Here is a 19890-nt window from a genome sequence, read left to right on the forward strand (position 1 = left end):
AATTTTGTTAATGATAAAACGATTTAATATGTCAATAAAAAAAATCATTGTAGTGATATTTATTTTAATTATAATTTTAGCTATGGCTTGGTTATTCAGGAGTCGTGGTTATTTAAAAAAAATATATATTGAATCACGAACTGAGTTGAAAATACCTTATTACACGGGTAAAGGAACAGCATCAAACATAAGCTTCAATAATATAAACTGGGTTCATAGAGTTGACGGCATTCAACGCTATTTTGAAGTTTGCGAAAAATATAACGGAATTGAAATTGATGTAAATTTTGATAGCAAAAAAAATTGTTTTGATGTATTTCATGCGCCAAAACCATCAATAAATCTTTGTTTGGATGACTTGATAAAAAACATTAAAAATCCCGAAGAAACTTTTTACTGGTTGGATTTTAAAAATCTTGATTCCACTAATTACATTGAAGCTTTGAATAATCTCAATGGTATTTGCAAAAAATTTAATATAAAAAACAATTTAATAGTTGAATCTTCAAATCCTGTTTTACTAACACATTTTACCGATTCGGGATTTTATACAAGCTATTATATTTTTACTTTCAACCCTTTTACTATTTCAGATTCTCTCGCAAATGATTATTATAAAAAAACATGTGCGATTCTTGATAAAAGCAGAGTATGCGCAATATCAAGTTATTCGGAGCAGCTTGTTTTTATGAAACATTTTCCCAATTACGATTTTTTAATATGGAACCTTGAAAGTAATAAATTCTGGAATAATTTCTTTTATAAAAGATATAAGTCAATAAAGAATGTAAAAGTAATTTTGGTTAAAGACATTACGAAAAGCTATATATGAGAATATTTGAAAGAAAATATGATTTGGCATTTATTTTATATGCGGTGTGCTTTCCTGTAATTGCATGTTTATATGCAGATGGCATCACGGTTAATGATTTTATATTAAGGTTAGCTTTATCTTTATTAATAGGAGCATTTGTTTATCTTATTTCACTTAATTTTGATGGAATAAGCAGAAAAATATTTTTATCATTATTTTATATTGTTGTCATAGTTCCTTCTATTATTGTTTTATCATACATAATAATTGACGGAACTCTGATAAAAGGTTCAAATTTTTTTATAGTATTTGAAACAAATTTTAATGAATCATCCGAGTTTGTGAGTGGGTATTTATCTGCAAAAGCAATAATCATATTACTGATTTACGTTTTGCCTTCGGTTGCTTATCTTGTCTTTTCGAAAAAAAGTATTCTCGGTTTCGGAAATAAAAAGCTTATTTCATTCGCAATCATAAAAAATAAAAAATTGTTAATATTAAAGTATAAATACACTGGAATTGCTTTATTGTTATGCCTTGTTTTTTTTTTAAAAAATGAAAATATTGCAAAAAATAATTACACTCTGGATTTCTATAGAAGCTTTTATTATTTCAGAAAAATAATAATAAAATATAAAGAATATGAAAGCAAAAGAAATGTAAAAAATTTTATTGTTACAACTTCTTTGCCAAATAATGAAGACAAGACATTTGTGATTATAATTGGAGAGGCGTTATCAAAACATCATTTGTCTTTATATGGATATAAAAGAAAAACAAACCCCTTACTTGAAAAAATTAAAAACGAACTTCTCGTTTATAATGATGTGATTTCTCCGCACACACATACACTTGAAGTGATGAGATGTTTATTAACTTTTGCCGATAATGAAAATATAAAACCTTACTTTGAAAAACCTTCAATAATTGAATTATTTAATAATGCTGGCTTCGAAACATATTGGCTCGAAAATCAGATTTCCGTGGGTAAATGGGAGAATACAGGAATAATTTCAAAAAAAGCAAAACATTTTTATATAACAAATTCTGATGATACATGGTTTTATAATAATTCTATTTTTGATGAAATCGCACTTAAATATCTTGATAAAATTTTAACAGATAAAACAAAGAAGAATAAAATGATTTTTATTCATTTGATGGGAAGTCATCCAATATATGATAAAAGATATCCTCCTTTTTTTGCGGCTTTTGATAACAATAAAAATTTATATCTGGTAAAAGATAATTTGAAAAATGACGAAAAAAAGATTGTTAATGAATACGATAATTCGGTATTATATAATGATTTTGTGGTTTCATCAATTATCGGTAAAATTAAAAAATCCGAAAAATTTTCATTTGTACTTTATATGCCCGACCATGGAGAAGAAGTTTATAATTTCAGAGAATATTACGGACATACTTTTTCCCACAAGTCAAGTTATATGTGTGAAATACCTTTTATACTATGGCGTTCGGAAGAGTTTAAAAAAGAAGTTGCTATTTCTGTTGACACAACAAGACCATATTCAACTGAAAATTTAATATACTCTGTATCCGATTTGGCAAAATTAAATTATAAAGATTATGATGCCGGCAAAAGCATATTTTCCGAAAAATTTATAGTAAGAGAAAGAAAAGTAGGGGAATTAAAATATGAAGAACTAAAAGCAAAAACGCAATTACAGTGCAAAAAATAATAGAATTATTGCCAAACCCTGCAAGGGTTTTAAACCCTTGCAGGGTTTGGCAATTATAAACTAACCTATAATTTCCTCTAAAACTTCATCTTTTTCTATTCGCAGATTTTCGATAATAAAATTTTGTCTTTCGGGAGTATTTTTGCCCATGTAATAACTGAGAATCGCATCAACGGAATCATCTTTCCGCATGATGACAGGGTCGAGACGCATTGATTTTCCAATAAATTGCTTGAACTCATCGGGTGAAATTTCACCGAGACCTTTAAATCGAGTAATTTCGGGTTTTACACCAAGTTTGTTTATTGCATTTGTTTTTTCTTCATCAGAATAACAATAAATTGTTTCTTTTTTATTTCTCACTCTGAACAGTGGCGTTTGCAAAATGTACAAGTGTCCGTTTTTCACAAGGTCGGGAAAAAACTGAATGAAAAAAGTAATAAGCAGCAGGCGGATATGCATTCCGTCAACATCGGCATCAGTGGCAATTATTATATTGTTATATCTTAAATTTTCAAGGTCTTCTTCAATATCCAATGCACTTTGCAAAAGGTTGAATTCTTCATTTTCGTAAACGATTTTTTTCGACATTCCGAAACAATTCAGTGGTTTCCCTTTTAAGCTGAAAACTGCCTGAACATTCACATCGCGCGCTTTTGTAATTGAACCGCTTGCTGAATCTCCTTCGGTGATAAACAATGTTGAATCGAGCCGGTCATCGTGATTTGTATTGTAATGAGTGCGGCAATCACGAAGTTTTTTATTATGAAGATTTGCCTTACGTGCAGTTTCACGCGATATTTTTTTAATGCTTGCAATATCTTTTCTTTCTTTTTCCGATTGAAGAATTTTTCCCAGCAGTGCTTCCGCAACATCGGAATGAATATGAAGATAATTATCCAATTGTCGTTTTACAACATCATTGATATAATTTCTCACAGTAGTGCCGTTCGGCTCCATCAATGTTGAACCGAGTTTTGTTTTTGTCTGTGATTCAAAAACCGGCTCATGAACTTTAACGCTTATTGCTGCAATTATTGAAGTTCTTATATCCGAAGGGTCAAAATCTTTTTTATAAAATTCGCGGGTTGTTTTTACAACAGCTTCTCTGAAAGCTGCCTGATGCGTGCCACCTTGCGTTGTATGTTGTCCGTTTACAAATGAATAATATTCTTCACCATATTGACTTGTTAAATGAGTCATTGCAAATTCAAAATCATTTTCAACAACATGAATAATCGGATAAATCAGAGAACTGCTGATATTTCTTTCGAGCAAATCGGCTAATCCGTTTTCTGAAATAAATGAATTACCATTATAATTTATTGTGAGTTGCTTATTCAGAAAAACATAATTCCAAATAAGGTTTTCAATATATTCATTGAAAAAATGATATTTCCCGAATATATTTTCGTCGGGAATAAAAGAAATTATTGTTCCGTCATCCAAATCACATTTGTGTTCTTTTTCTTCTTTTATAACATCTCCCTGCTGAAATTCCACAATCTTGGTTCTTTTATCCCGTATTGCCTGCACGCAGAAATAACTCGACAAAGCATTAACAGCTTTTGAACCAACACCATTCAATCCTACTGTTTTTTTAAAAACTTTTGAGTCGTATTTGGCACCTGTATTTATTGATGAAACGCAATCTATAACCTTGCCAAGCGGAATACCCCTGCCATAATCTCTTATGGTTACTTTATTTTCTTTAATTGAAATATCTATTTTTTTCCCGTAACCCATTATAAACTCATCAATTGCATTATCAATGGTTTCCTTAATGAGCACATAAATACCGTCATCATGGGAAGAACCGTCTCCAAGCTTTCCGATATACATTCCGGGACGAAACCGTATGTGTTCTTTCCAGTCAAGCGATTTTATACTATCTTCTGTATATTTTTCAACAATCATGACTTTTTTTTGCAAAGATAGTTAAATCCAAATTTAAAATTAAAGTAAAAATTTATTGAATTTTAAGAAAAATTCAATGTAAAATAACGTGAGTTAGAAATTATAAATATTAAAATTCAAAAGTTTAATTTAAGGAAATTATTAAATTTTGAGGAAACTCCAAAAAAATCAACAATTAAACGATTCGGTAATTTAAAGTATAAAAATAAATAACTTTGTATCCTTTTTTTAAAACTTAAACTTTTAAAATTATGGCAAAAATAAATTTTGGCGGAACAATTGAAAACATTGTTACCAGAGAAGAATATCCTTTAGAAAAAGCAAGAGAAATTCTTAAAAATGAAATTGTGGCTGTTATAGGTTATGGTGTGCAGGGACCTGCGCAGGCATTGAACATGAAAGACAACGGCGTGAACGTTATAATCGGGCAAGCACCTGAATTTAAAAAGGACTGGGACAAAGCAATTGCCGACGGCTGGGTACCCGATAAAACTTTATTTTCAGTTGAAGTTGCTGCGACTAAAGGAACAATTGTAATGTATCTTGTTTCCGATGCAGCTCAAAAAATTTTATGGACTAAATTAAAATCGTGTCTTAAAAAAGGCGATGCACTTTATTTTTCACATGGTTTTTCCATCACATACAAAGAACTTACAGGTGTCGTTCCTCCGGCAGATATTGATGTTATTATGATTGCACCAAAAGGATCTGGAACAAGTGTTCGCAGGAATTTTCTTGCAGGCACAGGAATAAATTCGAGTTATGCAGTATTTCAGGATGCAACGGGCAGAGCCGAAGAACGAACTATTGCCCTCGGGATAACCATAGGTTCGGAATATTTATTTCCTACAACTTTCCTGAGAGAAGTTCATAGCGACCTAACAGGCGAAAGAGGCGTGCTTATGGGAGCTCTTACCGGCATCATTGAAGCACAATATCAAACACTAAGAAAAAACGGGCATACTCCGAGTGAAGCATTTAATGAATCGGTTGAAGAGCTTACACAAAGCTTGATTCGTCTTGTTGATGAAAACGGCATGGACTGGATGTACGCCAATTGCAGTGCCACTGCACAAAGAGGAGCACTCGACTGGCGGCATAAATTCCGCGAAGCTGTTCTTCCTGTGTTTGACAAGCTTTATGAAAGTGTGAAAACAGGTAAGGAAGCTCAAATTGTTATTGATAAACTTAGCAGCCCCACTTACCAGAATGACCTTGCAAAAGAGTTAAAAGAAATGCACGATTCGGAACTTTGGCAGGCAGGTGCAGCAGTGAGAAAATTACGTCCATAAATTTTTATAGTTGTCTTTTGGTAGTTGTTAGAAAAAATTGTGAATTGTTTTATTGTTAAAATTGTCCCATCAGTATACGAATGTTTAATTTTTTTTGTTATTCATTTTTTTTATCTTTACAATGTTTAAAATTATTTTACTTTGCCCGAAAGTAACTACAATATATTAGTAAACAAACTTGATGAGTTCATACGAAAGTATTATAAAAATCAGCTTATTCGTGGAAGTATTTATTTTTTTTCTACTGCAATTTTATTTTTAATAATTATCGCAACTGTCGAATATTTCGGACATTTCGGAGCAACAATAAGGACAATTATTTTTTACACTTATATTATTTTAAATGCTGTAATTATTACAAAACTTGCTGTAATTCCATTATTAAATCTTAATAAAATAGGAAAATTCATTTCGCACAATCAGGCGGCAGCAATTATCGGAAGCCATTTTGCAGAGGTGCATGATAAACTTCTAAACATTCTTCAGCTTCATGAAATTTCAAAAATTTCTCAAAAACAAAAGGAGCTTATCGAAGCAAGCATACGCCAGAAAATAAAAGAAATAAAGCCCATTCCGTTTACGCTTGCAATAGATTTAAAACAAAACATAAAATATCTGAAATATGCACTCATTCCTGTTTTGGTGATTTTCTTCACTTTGTTTTCATCTACAAAGGTTATTCAAAAAGGCACAACACGAATTATTTCGCACAATAAATATTTTGAAGAAGAAGCACCTTTTAGATTTCAGGTTTTAAATAATAAACTTGAAACAGTTCAGCAAAAGGACTTTGAGCTTGATGTAAAACTTACGGGAAACGAAATTCCCGAAAATATTTTCATCGAAACCGGCAAAACACAATTCAAACTTGAAAAAGAAAACACCGTTCTTTTTCATTTCACTTTTAAAAGTCCGTTGAAAAATATAAAATTCAGATTTACTGCCGACGGTTACGAATCACGGGAATATGAACTTAAAGTATTGCCAAATCCCATTGTGCTTAATTTTCAGATTTTTCTGGATTATCCGAAATATTTAAACAAGAAATCCGAAACACTTAATAATACAGGTGATTTACTTATTCCCGAAGGAACAAAAGTTACATGGAAATTTCTGACTAAAGACACGAAAATTCTGAGAATAGGATATAAAGACAGCGTAATTTCGATAAAACCTTCGGATGAAAATCACTTTGATTATACGCGTCAAATCAGGGAAAATCTGAATTATAAAATTTCAACAACAAATGATTTTGTGAACAATAGTGATTCCATAACTTATCTTATAAATGTTATTTCCGATGCTTATCCTGTTATAAAAGTTGACGAATTCAAAGATACGCTGTCGCTGAAACGTCTTTATTACAAGGGAAACTTAAAAGATGATTATGGTTTCAGTAAACTCACTTTTAATTACAGGTATTTAAAACGCGAAGATTCTTTATCTACCGATGTTTCCAAAAAAATAATTTCAAAAAATATTATTATAAGTAATTCCATTACTCAGCAGGACTTTTACTATTACTGGGATTTGAATACAGTTGATATTTCACCCGGTGATGAAGTAGAATATTATTTTGAAGTTTGGGACAATGATGGTGTGAATGGCAGTAAATCCGCCCGTTCCGAAAAACTTATTTATAAAGTTCCTTCGCTAAAAGAATTAAATGAAAGTGCTTCGAAAAATAATGACAAGCTTAAACAGGATTTGGAAAACAATATCGCGCAAACAAAAAAGCTTCAGAAAGACATTGAAAATTTACGCCTTGATTTATTGCAGAAAAAAAACCTCGACTGGAACGACAAAAATAAGCTTAAGGATATAATCAGCAGACAAAATGAACTTCAAAAAAGTATTGACAATGCTGAAAAAGAAAATAAAGAAAATAATATCCGTCAATCCGAATCAGGCAAAACCGATGAAAGAATTCTTGAAAAACAAAAACAACTTGAAGAATTATTTAAAAATGTGATGACCGATGAAATGAAAAAGCTCATGGAAGAAATTCAGAAATTGCTTGACAAGGTTGATAAAAACGAAATACAGCAGATGCTTGAAAAAATGCAGTTGTCAACAAAAGACCTTGAAAAAGAAATTGACCGTAATCTTGAAATTTTCAAACAACTTGAATTCGAACAAAAACTCCAGCAGAATATAGACAACTTGAAGGACATGGCAAAAAAGGAAGAAAATCTTTCAAAAGAAACCGATAAAAAAAATCCGGACAACAAGCAACTTGAAGAAAAACAAAAAGACATAAATAAAGATTTCGAAGATTTTAAAAAAGACATGAAGGAGCTTGAAAAGAAAAATCAGCAACTTGAAAAGCCAAACAATTTGAAAAATACCGACGCCAAACAAAATGAAATACAACAAGAAATTAAAAACAGCACAGAACAACTTGAAAACAAAAAGAACAGCAAGGCATCACAATCGCAGAAAAATGCTTCCAATAAGATGAATGAGCTATCAGAGCAACTTGAACAGATGCAGAAAGAAATGGAGGAGCAAAATGATGCAGAAGATGCCGAAGCGCTGAGAGAAATTCTTGAAAACCTTCTCAGGGTGTCATTTTCGCAGGAAGCTCTTATGAACAAGTTGAATAAAACGAGTATTAATGACCCTCAATATCCAAAAATCATGCAAGAGCAGAAAAAGCTCAAAGATTATTCCCAAATGATAGAAGATTCGATGTATGCATTAAGCAAGCGTCAGGTCCAACTTCAATCTGTAGTAAATCGAGAAATAAGCTCCATAAACATAAATATTGGCAAGGCAATTGGATTTCTTGAAGCCCGTAATTCTTCAATGGCAAGCAGTCGTCAGCAGTATGTTATGACTTCGCTTAATAATCTTGCATTAATATTGGACGAATCGCTAAAACAGGCACAAATGAAAGCTTCATCAAAGAAATGCAAGGGCAATTGTAAGAAGAGCGGGATGTGCAGCAAACCAGGTTCGCAAAAGTCGAGTATAAGTTCGGTACGGCAGATGCAGCAAGAATTAAACAAACAAATTCAAAAACTTAAGGAAGAGCTTGAAAAACAAGGGAACTTAAAAAGCCCGAAACAAAATAATCAAAAAAGCGGAATGAGCGAAAAAATTTCTAAATTAGCTGCTGAACAAGAAGCTTTGCGTAATGAATTGCAAAAATTAAGTCAAGAGTTAAAGGATAATCCTAAAGGCAATTCTGGCGAGATTGAAAAGATTGCAAAGCAAATGGATGAGACAGAAACAGATTTGGTAAATAAAATTTTATCAAACGAAACTTTAAAGCGGCAACAAGAAATTTTAACACGTCTTTTGGATGCCGAAAAAGCTGAAAGAGAGAGGGGTGAAGAAGAAAAAAGAGAATCGAGGGAAGCAAAAGATGAAAATTATAGTAACTTTTTTAAAAAATTTAAGTATAATTATATAAAAATAAATGAAACGGAGTTGCTGAAAACAGTTCCACCTACATTTAATATTTTTTATAAGAATAAAGTAAACGAATATTTTAATAATTTTGGGCTAAAGTAAAAAATGATAATCACCGATAAGCATAATATAGAATTCAGCGCTTCGTTAAATAATATTTCGTTGGTTGAAAAGTTTGCAGAAGAACTCTGTGACTATTTCAATGTAAATAACGATTATTATGGAAATATTCTTATCGCACTTACCGAAGCCGCCAGCAATGCTATAATTCACGGCAATAAATCCGATGCAAACAAAAATGTCTTTATATCTTTTCAGGCAAAAAACGGTTGTTTGTCATTTACAGTAAAAGACCAGGGCGAAGGTTTTGATTTCAATAACATTCCCGACCCTACCGACCCCAATAATGAAAACGAAAATGCCGGCAGAGGTATTTATCTTATAAAATCACTTTCCGATGAAGTTAACTTTCTCGAAAACGGCAGAGTTGTTGAAATAAATTTTAAAATCACAAACATCAACAACAGCCTATCTACAAAACGCATACAGCAATATCAAAAGCATTTGCAGGAAAAGAAAGTTGGAGCGAAAAAGAAATAACAAGAATAATATTCTTAAATAAAAACCTTTGCGGAATTAGTGCAAAGGTTTTTTTATTTTGTTGTTCGTAGAACCCTTTGATTTTCTACTTTGCAATAATATAAATGCTTTTGAGTGAAAAGAAAAAGGTCTGATTGTTGATTTTAACAATCAGACCTGTGGGTTGTCCGTAGAGCCATTAGTTCGAACCGATTTGTTAGTGATCTGAAGATAATATGTGGAATTACTGGTTAATAAGCATTCATTATTTTATTTTGAATTACTAATATCCTCACAGGAAAATAAATAATTTTATTAATAAATTTATTTGTACTTTAGTAGCATTGATTGCTTAAGCATAAGCGGTTGACGGTTAATAATTAAAGAAAGCATCAAATGAAAATAATCTTTTACATTTTATTTTTTTTTAATTTAAGTTTTGTTACACAAGCTCAAGTTCGAGTATGGACAAATGAACAGCTTTCTGCGGCTAATACTGCCAAAAACGCCAATTATTTAACACAAGCTGAAAGGGATGTTATTTTATATATAAATTTAGCAAGATTATATCCTCAACAATTTTTAAAAAATGAAGTAATAAAATATCAGAGTCCTCCTAAATACGGTCATATTCAGGAAAATTCAAAATACATGAAAGCATTAATAGCAAATCTAAAAACAAGAAAACCTGTTAAAGCTCTTTTTCCTAGTAATGAGTGTTATGAGAATGCTAAATGCTTTGCAAAAGAGTCCGGAGATGCGGGTTATGAAGGACATGAAAGAAAGAAATGCCCCCGGAAAAACTTTGCAGAGTGTTGCTCGTATGGAATGGAAACTGGTAGGGATATTGTAATGCAATGGCTGATTGATTTAGATGTTCCGGAATTTGGACACAGGGAAATCTGTTTGGATAAAATGTTTACTAAAGTTGGAGTAAGCATACAATATCATAAAAAATGGGGTAAATGCGCTGTCGCTGAATTCCATTGATAAAAATTAATGAATATTAGTTACTATATATATTATGTTCATTATAAATTTATATAAGCATGAAGAAATTATTTATTAAAATTTCATTATTAAATTCGATTTTATTTTTTTGTTGTTTTAATTTGTTTTCTCAAATGGATTCTGAATATGCATTATTCAATTTACGAATGCAATCAAAGGCATATAATGAAAATGGAATATATGGCGTATCTCGGTCGAAATGCGAAAGTGAATCTGAGCATATAGTTAAATCGTTAAAAGATTTTGAGCAGAACACGGGATATTCTGTTGTTTTTGATGCTGAAAGTTTCTGGAAAAAACGAAATTTATGGAGCGATAACACAATATACAGGTATTATAAATTTGGCGATTATCTGGGAAAAGAAGATGGTTATTGCGAACCATACAGAACAGGTAATGAAGTTAAATTATATAATAATATTAAAAACTGGATTGTAAATCGTAAGCCCGGAGAAAGCCTGAGCATGGAAGAAATGCTGAAAATGGGCTTGAAGTCTTGTGTTGAACAAAATAATAAAGTTAATGTTCAGGAAGCATTATTAACAATACATAATGTGGTTCGTCTGCTTGCCAGGCCAACTCAGTGGAGCAATGATGTTGAAGGTGACTTTGGTCATCCCAAAACAGATCCTGTATATCCTATACTTCAAGATATAAGAGGAGTTGAATCAACAGAAGGAAAATCTATTGCTGAGCTTATGTTTAATAAAAACGGCAGATATTCTTCTTCCATGAGGGCTGAACATGTTAATGACTGGACAAACGATTTATTTGCCAAAGGCGAAGGAGGTATTTTCGAAATGCGTGAAGGTACTGAGTATGCTGCAAAATCAATGGGTGCAAATAATCCAAAAGCATGTGCAGGTGCGGAAGCAAAATGGAATGGCGGATGTCATTATTATTATTGGATGGGAGCATTGGCTAGAACTACAATGAATCAGTTGTCTGTAATATATGGCGGAACCAACGAGGAAGAGTTAAAATTGAATGAAAGCTATCAAGTTAAAGGAACCGACTTGCAGGGAATTACTGAAGTTAGCCATTTATACTGCGGTGCAGCATTGGGTTCTGAACTGGAAAAACGCAATAAAGACATAACATCGGAAACAATAAATGTAGAACCGGTTAAAACTGAAAATCAACCCGAAACTTCTAAAATTTCAGACTTTACAGGTATTTATGCTTCAATTAATACATATAGGGGTAATTCTGAAAGTGAAATACAAATAACTCATAAAAGTAAAACAATAAATATTAAAATGTTAAACTCAGGGAAGTCTCAATTTATTAATATATATGGAACATTGGCAGAAGTTGAACCGGAACTGGATTATACAAATGAGTTTAAGGGAAAATTAGTGTATGTTTATGCTGATGATAATTCCAAAACAGGTTATTCTCTCGAAACTATAATAATACTTTCTACTGCAGATTCTCGTCAATATGGTAGTATGCGTATATTAGTAAAAGGGAGTATAAATGGATGGTATCAGGGAAAACCTGATGGACCGCCTGATAATGACTGGAAGAATTTGTTTTATGAGAAAAAAAAATAACCTCAAACTTTTTATTGCTACTTTCTGCTGTTTGCCGAATAATTCTTATTTTCATCTAATTTACCATAAAAATTGTAATACTTCCATGTTCCACTCCTTTCTCCTTTCTCGTAAAATCCTTCGGCTAACTTTTCTCCATTAACATGAAATATTTGCCAGAAACCTATTTTTTTATTATTAAAATAATAACCTTTCTCACTATAAATTCCATTGGGATAAATGCTGTAATACTCACCTTCAAGATTACCATTTAACCATGTTTGTGATATTTTAATTTTGCCTTCTTTATTGTAAATTATTCTTTTGCCGTTAAGTTTATTTTTTTCATAAGAACTTTCTGATATCAATTTTCCTTCAGAATAGTACTTGCAAACACCGTTCTTTTCACCATCTTTATATTCTTTCTCAAATACAAGTTCGTTTTCTATAGAATAGTTATACCATTTACCATTTAATTTATCATCAATATAATTTTTAGAATCACTTAAGATTCCGTTGTCATACCAGTATTTCCATAGTGATTCTTTTTTGCCTTCTTTAAATAATCCTTGTATTTTGATTTTCCCATTTTTGTGATAATGAGTTTCAAACCCCTCTCTTTTGTTATTTACATAATTTGAAATAACTTCAAGTTGACCGTTATCATAATAAAAAGTCCATTTTCCATTTGGTTCCCCTTTTATATAATTACCTTGCGATTTTAATTGTCCGTTGGGATGATAATATGTGTTTGTTTCATTTCTAAGTCCGGTAACAAGAAATTCAACAGCTTTAAGTTGTCCGCTTTCATAATAGTATTTCCATTGGCCATTCTGCTTGCCATCCAAATAATTTCCTTGTGATTTTATTTGCCCGTTTTCATAATAATATGTTGTTTCACCATTAAGAAGGCCATCTTTAATATTCTCTATTGTATTTAAATTACCATCTTCAAACCAATATTTCCATGTTCCTGTTTTTTTTCCATTATCATAGCTGCCACTGGCTTTTAAATTTCCATTGCTATAGAAATACTTCCATAAACCTTGATTATTACCATTTTTATCTTTTTTGCCTTCTTCTTTCTGAGCTGAAAGAGAAAAAGAAATTAGCATTATAAATGTAAAAAAGGAATAATAAAGAAACTGGTTTAACCTATTAACTATGTTATTTTTTATCATCTTTAATAATATCTTACTTCTAATATTATAAGTTTTCAAAACCCTAAAAATTATAGCGGTGCACAAAACAGAAAAAGTAATTTAACAAAATTACTGAAAAATATTTTACTCCTCAAAAATAAAAATATAGTTCCCTGTATTTTATTTGCAACTATAAGTTTGCTCACGGTTGAAAATAATTATGTTTATAAACAGAATATTTGCCCTCTTTCTCGCCCCCTTAAAAAAAATAACCTTTGTAATTAATTAAATTACAAAGGTTTTATTTTCAACTTGTTGTCCGATCAGGGGTCGAACCTGAACTCTTCTGATCCAGAGACAGACGTGTTGCCAGTTACACCATCGGACAATTAAGTTTACAGTTAAAAAAAATTTAGTTTTCAGTTTAAATTTGGAAATATTAACAACTAACTGTTAACTATTATATGCCCATTTTAAATAAATAGAGCCCCATGTAAATCCACCGCCAAAAGCCGAAAGTATAATATTATCTCCTTTTTTCAGCTTTTTTTCCCATTCCCACAAACACAAAGGAATAGTAGCGTTAGTAGTATTTCCATACTTTTGAATGTTAATCATTACTTTATCTTTGTTGACTCCCATTCTGTTTGCAGTAGCATCAATAATTCTGAGATTTGCCTGATGCGGTACAACCCAAGCAACATCATCAGATTTCAGATTATTTTTTTCCATTATTTCAGCTGAAACGTCAGCCATGTTTTTAACGGCAAATTTAAAAACTGGTTGTCCTTCCTGATAAATATAATGTTCTCTTGCATCAACAGTTTCATGAGAAGGTGGTTTAACGGAACCACCGGCTTTCATGTGTAAATGTATTCTTCCGAAGCCATCTGATTTTAAAATAGAATCAATTATACCATAGCCCTCATTATTAGGTTCGAGTAGAACAGCTGTACCTGCATCACCAAAAAGAACACATGTCTGGCGGTCGGTATAATCGGTAATTGATGACATTTTATCAGCACCAACAATAATAACTTTTTTATATAAACCGCTTTCTATATATTTAGAACCGGTAATAAGTGCATAAATAAATCCTGAACAAGCAGCATTTAAATCAAAACTAAATGCGTTTTTAATTCCTACTTTATCGGAAATAATATTGGCTGTTGCAGGAAATAACATATCGGGTGTAACAGTTGCACAAATTAGCAAATCTATTTCATCCGGAGAAACACCTGTTTTTTCGAGCAGCGATTTAACTGCGCCTGCACCCATATCAGAAGTGCCTTTCCCTTCACCTTTTAAAATTCTTCTTTCTTTAATTCCACTTCGTGACATTATCCATTCGTCAGTTGTATCTACAATTTTTTCCAATTCCTGATTTGTAAGAATGTACTCGGGAAGAAATGAACTTATACCTGTAATTGCTGCTGTAATTTTAGACATTTTTGTTTAATTTTACTTTATACATAATTAAATGCATTTTTAATTTTTGCTGCTAATTTTGCTTCAAACACTTCCTTGGAAAGTTTGAGCATATTTTTAATAGCAGTTTCATTAGAAATTCCGTGACCAACGATAACTGTTGAATTTACTCCAAGAATTGCAGTTCCGCCATAGTTTTCATAATTGAATCTTTTAAAATAATCATCAATTAAGTTATGCTTTTGCATCATTCTGTAAAATCCTTCAGCTAATTTTAAAATAACATTACCTGTAAAACCATCACAAACTATAACATCAGCTTTATCTTTGAAGATATCCCTGCTTTCAATATTTCCAATAAAATTAAAATCTTTTGTTTCTTTCATCAACTTATAAGTTGACTGACACAGAAGGTTTCCTTTTTCTTTTTCTTCTCCGATATTTAAAAGTCCAACTTTCGGTTCCTTAATGTTATAAACATATTCGGCATATATTGAACCTAAAACGGCAAACTGGTAAAGAACTTCCGGCTTAGCATCAGGATTGGTTCCAACATCTAATAAAATACCAACACTGCCATTTTCTTTAGGAAGCATGGCAGTTGTGCAAGGTCTTAAAATTCCTTCAATCTGTTGTATGGAATACATTGAGCCAACAAGCATAGCGCCTGTGTTTCCGGCACTTGCGAAACTATCAATTTTATTGTTTTTAAGATAATGAAAACCCAATGCAATACTTGAATTCGGTTTTTGATTAAGAGCTTTGGTCGGAGATTCGCCCATAAGAATAACATCCGGGGCATGAATTATTTCGAAATAGCTTGAATCTGCATTGTGTTCTTTCAATTCTTTTTCGATAATAATTTTATCTCCAAAAAGTACTATTGTATCGGATGGCAGTTCTTTATGAGCTTGTATTGCACCACCAATTGTTGCTCTTGGGGCAAAATCACCACCCATAATGTCTAAACCAATTTTCATTTTAAAATAGATTTAAAAATTAATTGCTATTATTTTTTTCAATCACTAATTTTCCTCTATAATAACCGCATTCGCCGCATATTTTATGAGGCTGTTTTGCAGCTCCACAATTTGAACAAACAGTTAATGATGGCGCCTTGGCTTTATAATGTGTTCTTCTTTTATCTCTTCTTTGAGCAGAGTGTCTTCGTTTTGGATTTGGCATATTAAATTATTTTTATTTTTTTAATTATTGAAACTTATTTTTTTAAGAATTTCCCATCTTGAATCTGTAGAATTATAATTTGATAATTCATTTATTCTATTTATCATTTCCTTATTGCATAAGCTTTTCCCATTTTTAGCTTCAGGGTGAACTCGTTTTATAGGTATTAAAAGACAAATATATTCATATATGTAATTACTTATATCTATTTCATTTTGCGATTCTGAAATTGTTGATGTATCAAAACTCTCTTCGGTATTTTCATTTCCTATTTTTAATGTAAGAGATTCCTGTCCTTCAATGGGCTGATTATAATAATCCAGACATCTGTCGCACATTACCGTAACTTCTCCTGAGATAATAAATCTTAACAATAACAATTTTTCTTTTTTTTCAAGTTCTACATCTACTTTCACTTTACCATTTTTCACATCCGGATATTCATTTTTTTCAAAGAACCTATTGTCAATACAAAAACTATAATTGTGTTTCCCAATAGTTAACTTTTTATAATGCAATATAAATTGCTTAAAATAGTTCAATGCGATAACTTAAAAAAACGTGCAAATGTATAAATTATATTTTAAAAATAAAAAGTAAATCTCTTAAAAAAAATAATAGTTCTATCTCACAAATATTGCTGGAATTAAAAAAGACCTTGCATTTTTTTCAAGGTCTTTTTAACTTATTTATTAATTTGATTTGTTGTTATCTTGTAATGATTAATTTTGCAGTTGAAGATTTTTCAGTTGTTCTATATTCCAAAACATAAGTTCCGGATGACAAGCTGCTGCAATTAATTTCGGTATTGTGTTTTCCTTTTGTTTGTCTTGTCAAAACTATTGATTTAACAACTCTTCCCTGTAAGTCATAAACATTTATATTAACATCTGATGTATTTTGCAAAGTGTATGTAATAGTTGCAGAACTTGAAGCGGGATTTGGATAAACATCAAGAGAATTTTGTGTGGCAGATTTTCCTTTTCTATCTTCAACGCTCAAATAATTTCTTGCTTCAAACACACCTCTGCCGAGTGTACTTATATAAATAACTCCGGCATTGTTTGTCCAATATGGACTTTCGCCCACACTTGTTTGCTGTCTAATCATGTTAACAGGAATATGACAATTCAATTCACCGCCATTTTCATCTTCCCACACAGGCGAGGAATCCAATAAATTTGTAGTAGAAAAAACTCCGAAGTCAGTACCTACTAATGCCTTATCGGAATTCCACTGTAAAATAAGCGAACTGTATGCAGGAACTTTCAGAAGATTTCCTTGTTTTGAAGTGAATACTACATTTGGTACTGTATCTAAAGCATTATTTGAGTAATAAACATAATTAGTGTCACCGTAATTGCCTAAAGTTACTATTACATTATTTGTATCATTAGGGTCTGTTGATATTGAAGTAATAACTCTGTTGGGGAAATTCGCAATTGTTGCTGTATCCAAAGAAAAAGTGTCTGAACCAAAATAACAGTGCAAGGAATCTTCATATTGCAATAAATTAGTAATTCTATATAGTTTTCCTCTAGCGGTTCCTGCAAATAAAGTATTTCCATTTTTTGTTATTGCTATTGCAGTATAAGTGGTTTTAACCGGGTCGTTAGAGTCATAAATTTTACTGAATATTTTTATCCACCTTGTCAGATAACCTCCAAACATGAGTGGGTCTTTTGTCATCCATATATCACCGTTTCTTCCGATAAACATTTTTGATTGCACTACGTCCTGAAGCTTAATAGTGTCTTTATAATTAATCGGGGATTCAGAACTTAATACTATGTGGTTGAATGGAAAATCAAAATTTCTACTTTTTACATTAAATATAGTATCACCGGTAACATAAATTGAATCATTATCACTCACAGAATGTTGACTTTTTTTATTATTAATAAAAGTCACAGAATCTTTACTATAAAGATTATTAAAGCTTTCCCATAAAATATAAGGTGTAATATAACCCGATGTATTAACATTATTTCCCGTTGTACTGAAAGAAGTAAACTGTCCTCCTCTGTCCGGCGACCTGTATATATTTCCATAAGCAGTGGAAACCATCATTAAATTTCTATGAATTAAAGAAAATGCTGTATAGCCGCAATCGCTATAATCTGTCATGCTGGAATAAAAATTCTTTGCGCTTAGAGGAGTATTACCTTTTTTATTAAGATAAATTGCACCATTGGCTTGTGTTCCGGCGGCAACAAGTCCATCATAAGATTGTGAAATAGCAAGTGTTGCTGCAGTTTTGTAACCAATGTTTATCACTTTAAAATTAGCTCCTCCATCTGTTGATTTTGAAATACCGCCATCATCACCGATATAAATTATGTTGGGATTATTTTTATCAAATACATAAGTATGTTGGCTCGCATGCAAATAATAAGGATGAAGAGTAGATTCATTATATGATGATATTTTTAACCATGTATTGCCTGTTTCCCATTTCCACATATCTAATCCTCCGGCAAAAATTTTATTTGCATTTGTAGGATGAACTGCCAATGCGTTAGCATACCAGCCGTTGCTTCCATAAGGGTCAAATTGTGTACTTCCTCCGGGACCAATTACTGTCCATGTTTCTCCTTTATCGGTAGATTGATAAATATTACAAATTTTCCCATCATAAAGTGTTTGGCTTGATTTTTTTATTGCAGAACAATAAATATAGTTCGAGTTACTTGGAGCAATTGCAATTTCCAATCTTCCCACAATAAATCCAACGCCGCTTAATGGTAATTTTCCGGCTGCACTACCTGATTTACATACAAAACTTCCATCATCACCATTGGGAGAAATATAGAAAAAACATGTGTCGGGTTTTACAACTGCACAAGCTACACTGCCGTCAGAGCCAACTTCCACATCAGGTGCATTACCATTCAGATAATTTGCTGCATTATCTTTTGCATTTATCCAATTATTTCCGCCATCGGTGCTCATCATCAAACCCTTGTTGGTTGCTGCATATATCTTATCTGAATATCCTACACGCGGGTCAGCCACAATTTTATTTATGTATGCCCATGCTGCTCCACTGTCAATTGCGCTCGGTACTGTTGAAGCAAGTTGTGTAAAGGTAGTTCCACCATCAGTTGATTTCCAAACACCTTGTCCGACAATACCCAGTATCCTGTCGTAAACTGAACTTGTTGGCAAAGAAAAACCTTCTCCTGTGCCAAAATATATATCACCATTTGCTGCTTGTGTAATACAAGTTATTACAAGATTTTCAAAATTATTATATTGTGAACTTGAGCCGGTATAATTTACTTTCCACCATGTAACACCGCCGTTAACAGATTTCCATAATCCGCTTCCGCAGCTTCCGGCAAAGAGTACATTTGAATTATTTTTTGAAACCAGAATAGCTTTGGTTCTACCGCTGAAATTATCAGGACCCATTTCTTTCCATGTCAACCCGAGTGAACTTCGTGATGATTTTACAGGTGAATTTATTAATTGATTTTGCGCATTTATTACGTCAACAGCACTGATATTACCGGTAACCTGATTTGCCCTTAAAAGGTTAATGTAATCCAAAGAGGCTTTCACATTGAGAGAGGGCTCATCAGTTACTTCAGGATTTTTCTTTTTCTCGTTTGTATTTCTTGGGTCGGAAGCAAAAGCAATTGCTGAGAAAAACGTTGCAATAAAACTTAGTAATAAAATTTTCTTTTTCATCTGTTTAAATTTTGTAAGTAATTAATATTTCTGCTGTTAATTTGCTATTTTGGTTAATAAACTTTTTTAGTTACTCACTCCCGCAAAAGCCCACCTCTCAACCTGCTCGTGAATATCCATGCCTTTCTTCGTTGAAAACAGCACTGAATTTTTAATCATTTACGGTTTGTGCAA

Annotated in this window: 14 protein-coding genes and 1 tRNA gene; 7 read left to right on the top strand and 8 right to left on the bottom strand. The window is 31.9% G+C overall.

The features are described 5' to 3' along the window. Positions 1-28: 28 nt before the first annotated feature. Positions 29-832 (top strand): hypothetical protein, encoded by an 804-nt coding sequence (locus WC223_02895; protein ID MFA6923178.1) that lies wholly within the window; start codon positions 29-31, stop codon positions 830-832. Beyond that, on the top strand, positions 829-2517 hold the full coding sequence (locus WC223_02900) for a sulfatase-like hydrolase/transferase (GenBank protein ID MFA6923179.1): 1689 nt from the start codon (positions 829-831) through the stop codon (positions 2515-2517). Before WC223_02895 ends, WC223_02900 begins: the two co-directional genes overlap by 4 nt. Positions 2518-2577: 60 nt before the next feature. On the opposite strand, the gene WC223_02905 is transcribed toward WC223_02900, so the two are convergent. Further along, positions 2578-4434 carry a DNA topoisomerase IV subunit B gene (locus WC223_02905; GenBank protein ID MFA6923180.1) on the bottom strand — a complete coding sequence of 619 codons (1857 nt, stop codon included), beginning with the start codon at positions 4432-4434 and terminating at the stop codon, positions 2578-2580. A gap of 251 nt (positions 4435-4685) precedes the next feature. Between WC223_02905 and ilvC the strand changes: the two genes are divergently transcribed. From ilvC to WC223_02930, 5 genes are all read left to right on the top strand, one after another. Beyond that, on the top strand, positions 4686-5726 hold the full coding sequence (ilvC, locus tag WC223_02910) for a ketol-acid reductoisomerase (GenBank protein ID MFA6923181.1): 1041 nt from the start codon (positions 4686-4688) through the stop codon (positions 5724-5726). 141 nt (positions 5727-5867) lie between these two features. Beyond that, entirely contained in the window at positions 5868-9245 is a 3378-nt protein-coding gene (locus WC223_02915; protein ID MFA6923182.1) for a hypothetical protein, read from the top strand. A gap of 3 nt (positions 9246-9248) precedes the next feature. Further along, a complete protein-coding gene (locus WC223_02920; protein MFA6923183.1) occupies positions 9249-9743 on the top strand; it encodes an ATP-binding protein in 495 nt (164 codons plus the stop codon). Positions 9744-10118: 375 nt separating this feature from the next. After that, positions 10119-10712, top strand: coding sequence for a CAP domain-containing protein (locus WC223_02925; protein ID MFA6923184.1), 594 nt, complete (start codon positions 10119-10121; stop codon positions 10710-10712). A gap of 134 nt (positions 10713-10846) precedes the next feature. Further along, a complete protein-coding gene (locus WC223_02930) occupies positions 10847-12289 on the top strand; it encodes a hypothetical protein (protein ID MFA6923185.1) in 1443 nt (480 codons plus the stop codon). 17 nt (positions 12290-12306) lie between these two features. On the opposite strand, the gene WC223_02935 is transcribed toward WC223_02930, so the two are convergent. The 7 genes from WC223_02935 to WC223_02965 all read right to left on the bottom strand — a co-directional run bounded on the left by WC223_02935 (position 12307) and on the right by WC223_02965 (position 19716). Further along, positions 12307-13449 carry a hypothetical protein gene (locus WC223_02935; protein ID MFA6923186.1) on the bottom strand — a complete coding sequence of 381 codons (1143 nt, stop codon included), beginning with the start codon at positions 13447-13449 and terminating at the stop codon, positions 12307-12309. Positions 13450-13725: 276 nt separating this feature from the next. Continuing rightward, positions 13726-13798 (bottom strand) — tRNA-Gln (locus WC223_02940). A gap of 65 nt (positions 13799-13863) precedes the next feature. After that, positions 13864-14859 (bottom strand): beta-ketoacyl-ACP synthase III, encoded by a 996-nt coding sequence (locus tag WC223_02945; GenBank protein ID MFA6923187.1) that lies wholly within the window; start codon positions 14857-14859, stop codon positions 13864-13866. Between the two features lie 17 nt (positions 14860-14876). Further along, positions 14877-15818, bottom strand: a complete 942-nt coding sequence (plsX, locus tag WC223_02950) for a phosphate acyltransferase PlsX (GenBank protein ID MFA6923188.1) — start codon at positions 15816-15818, stop codon at positions 14877-14879. A gap of 19 nt (positions 15819-15837) precedes the next feature. Next, positions 15838-16023, bottom strand: a complete 186-nt coding sequence (gene rpmF / locus WC223_02955) for a 50S ribosomal protein L32 (protein ID MFA6923189.1) — start codon at positions 16021-16023, stop codon at positions 15838-15840. Positions 16024-16043: 20 nt separating this feature from the next. Continuing rightward, positions 16044-16454 (bottom strand): DUF177 domain-containing protein, encoded by a 411-nt coding sequence (locus WC223_02960; GenBank protein MFA6923190.1) that lies wholly within the window; start codon positions 16452-16454, stop codon positions 16044-16046. A 277-nt stretch (positions 16455-16731) separates the two neighbouring features. Beyond that, entirely contained in the window at positions 16732-19716 is a 2985-nt protein-coding gene (locus WC223_02965; protein ID MFA6923191.1) for a T9SS type A sorting domain-containing protein, read from the bottom strand. Positions 19717-19890 lie beyond the last annotated feature (174 nt).

Source organism: Bacteroidales bacterium, assembly GCA_041671145.1.
Classification (GTDB): domain Bacteria; phylum Bacteroidota; class Bacteroidia; order Bacteroidales; family JAHJDW01; genus JAQUPB01.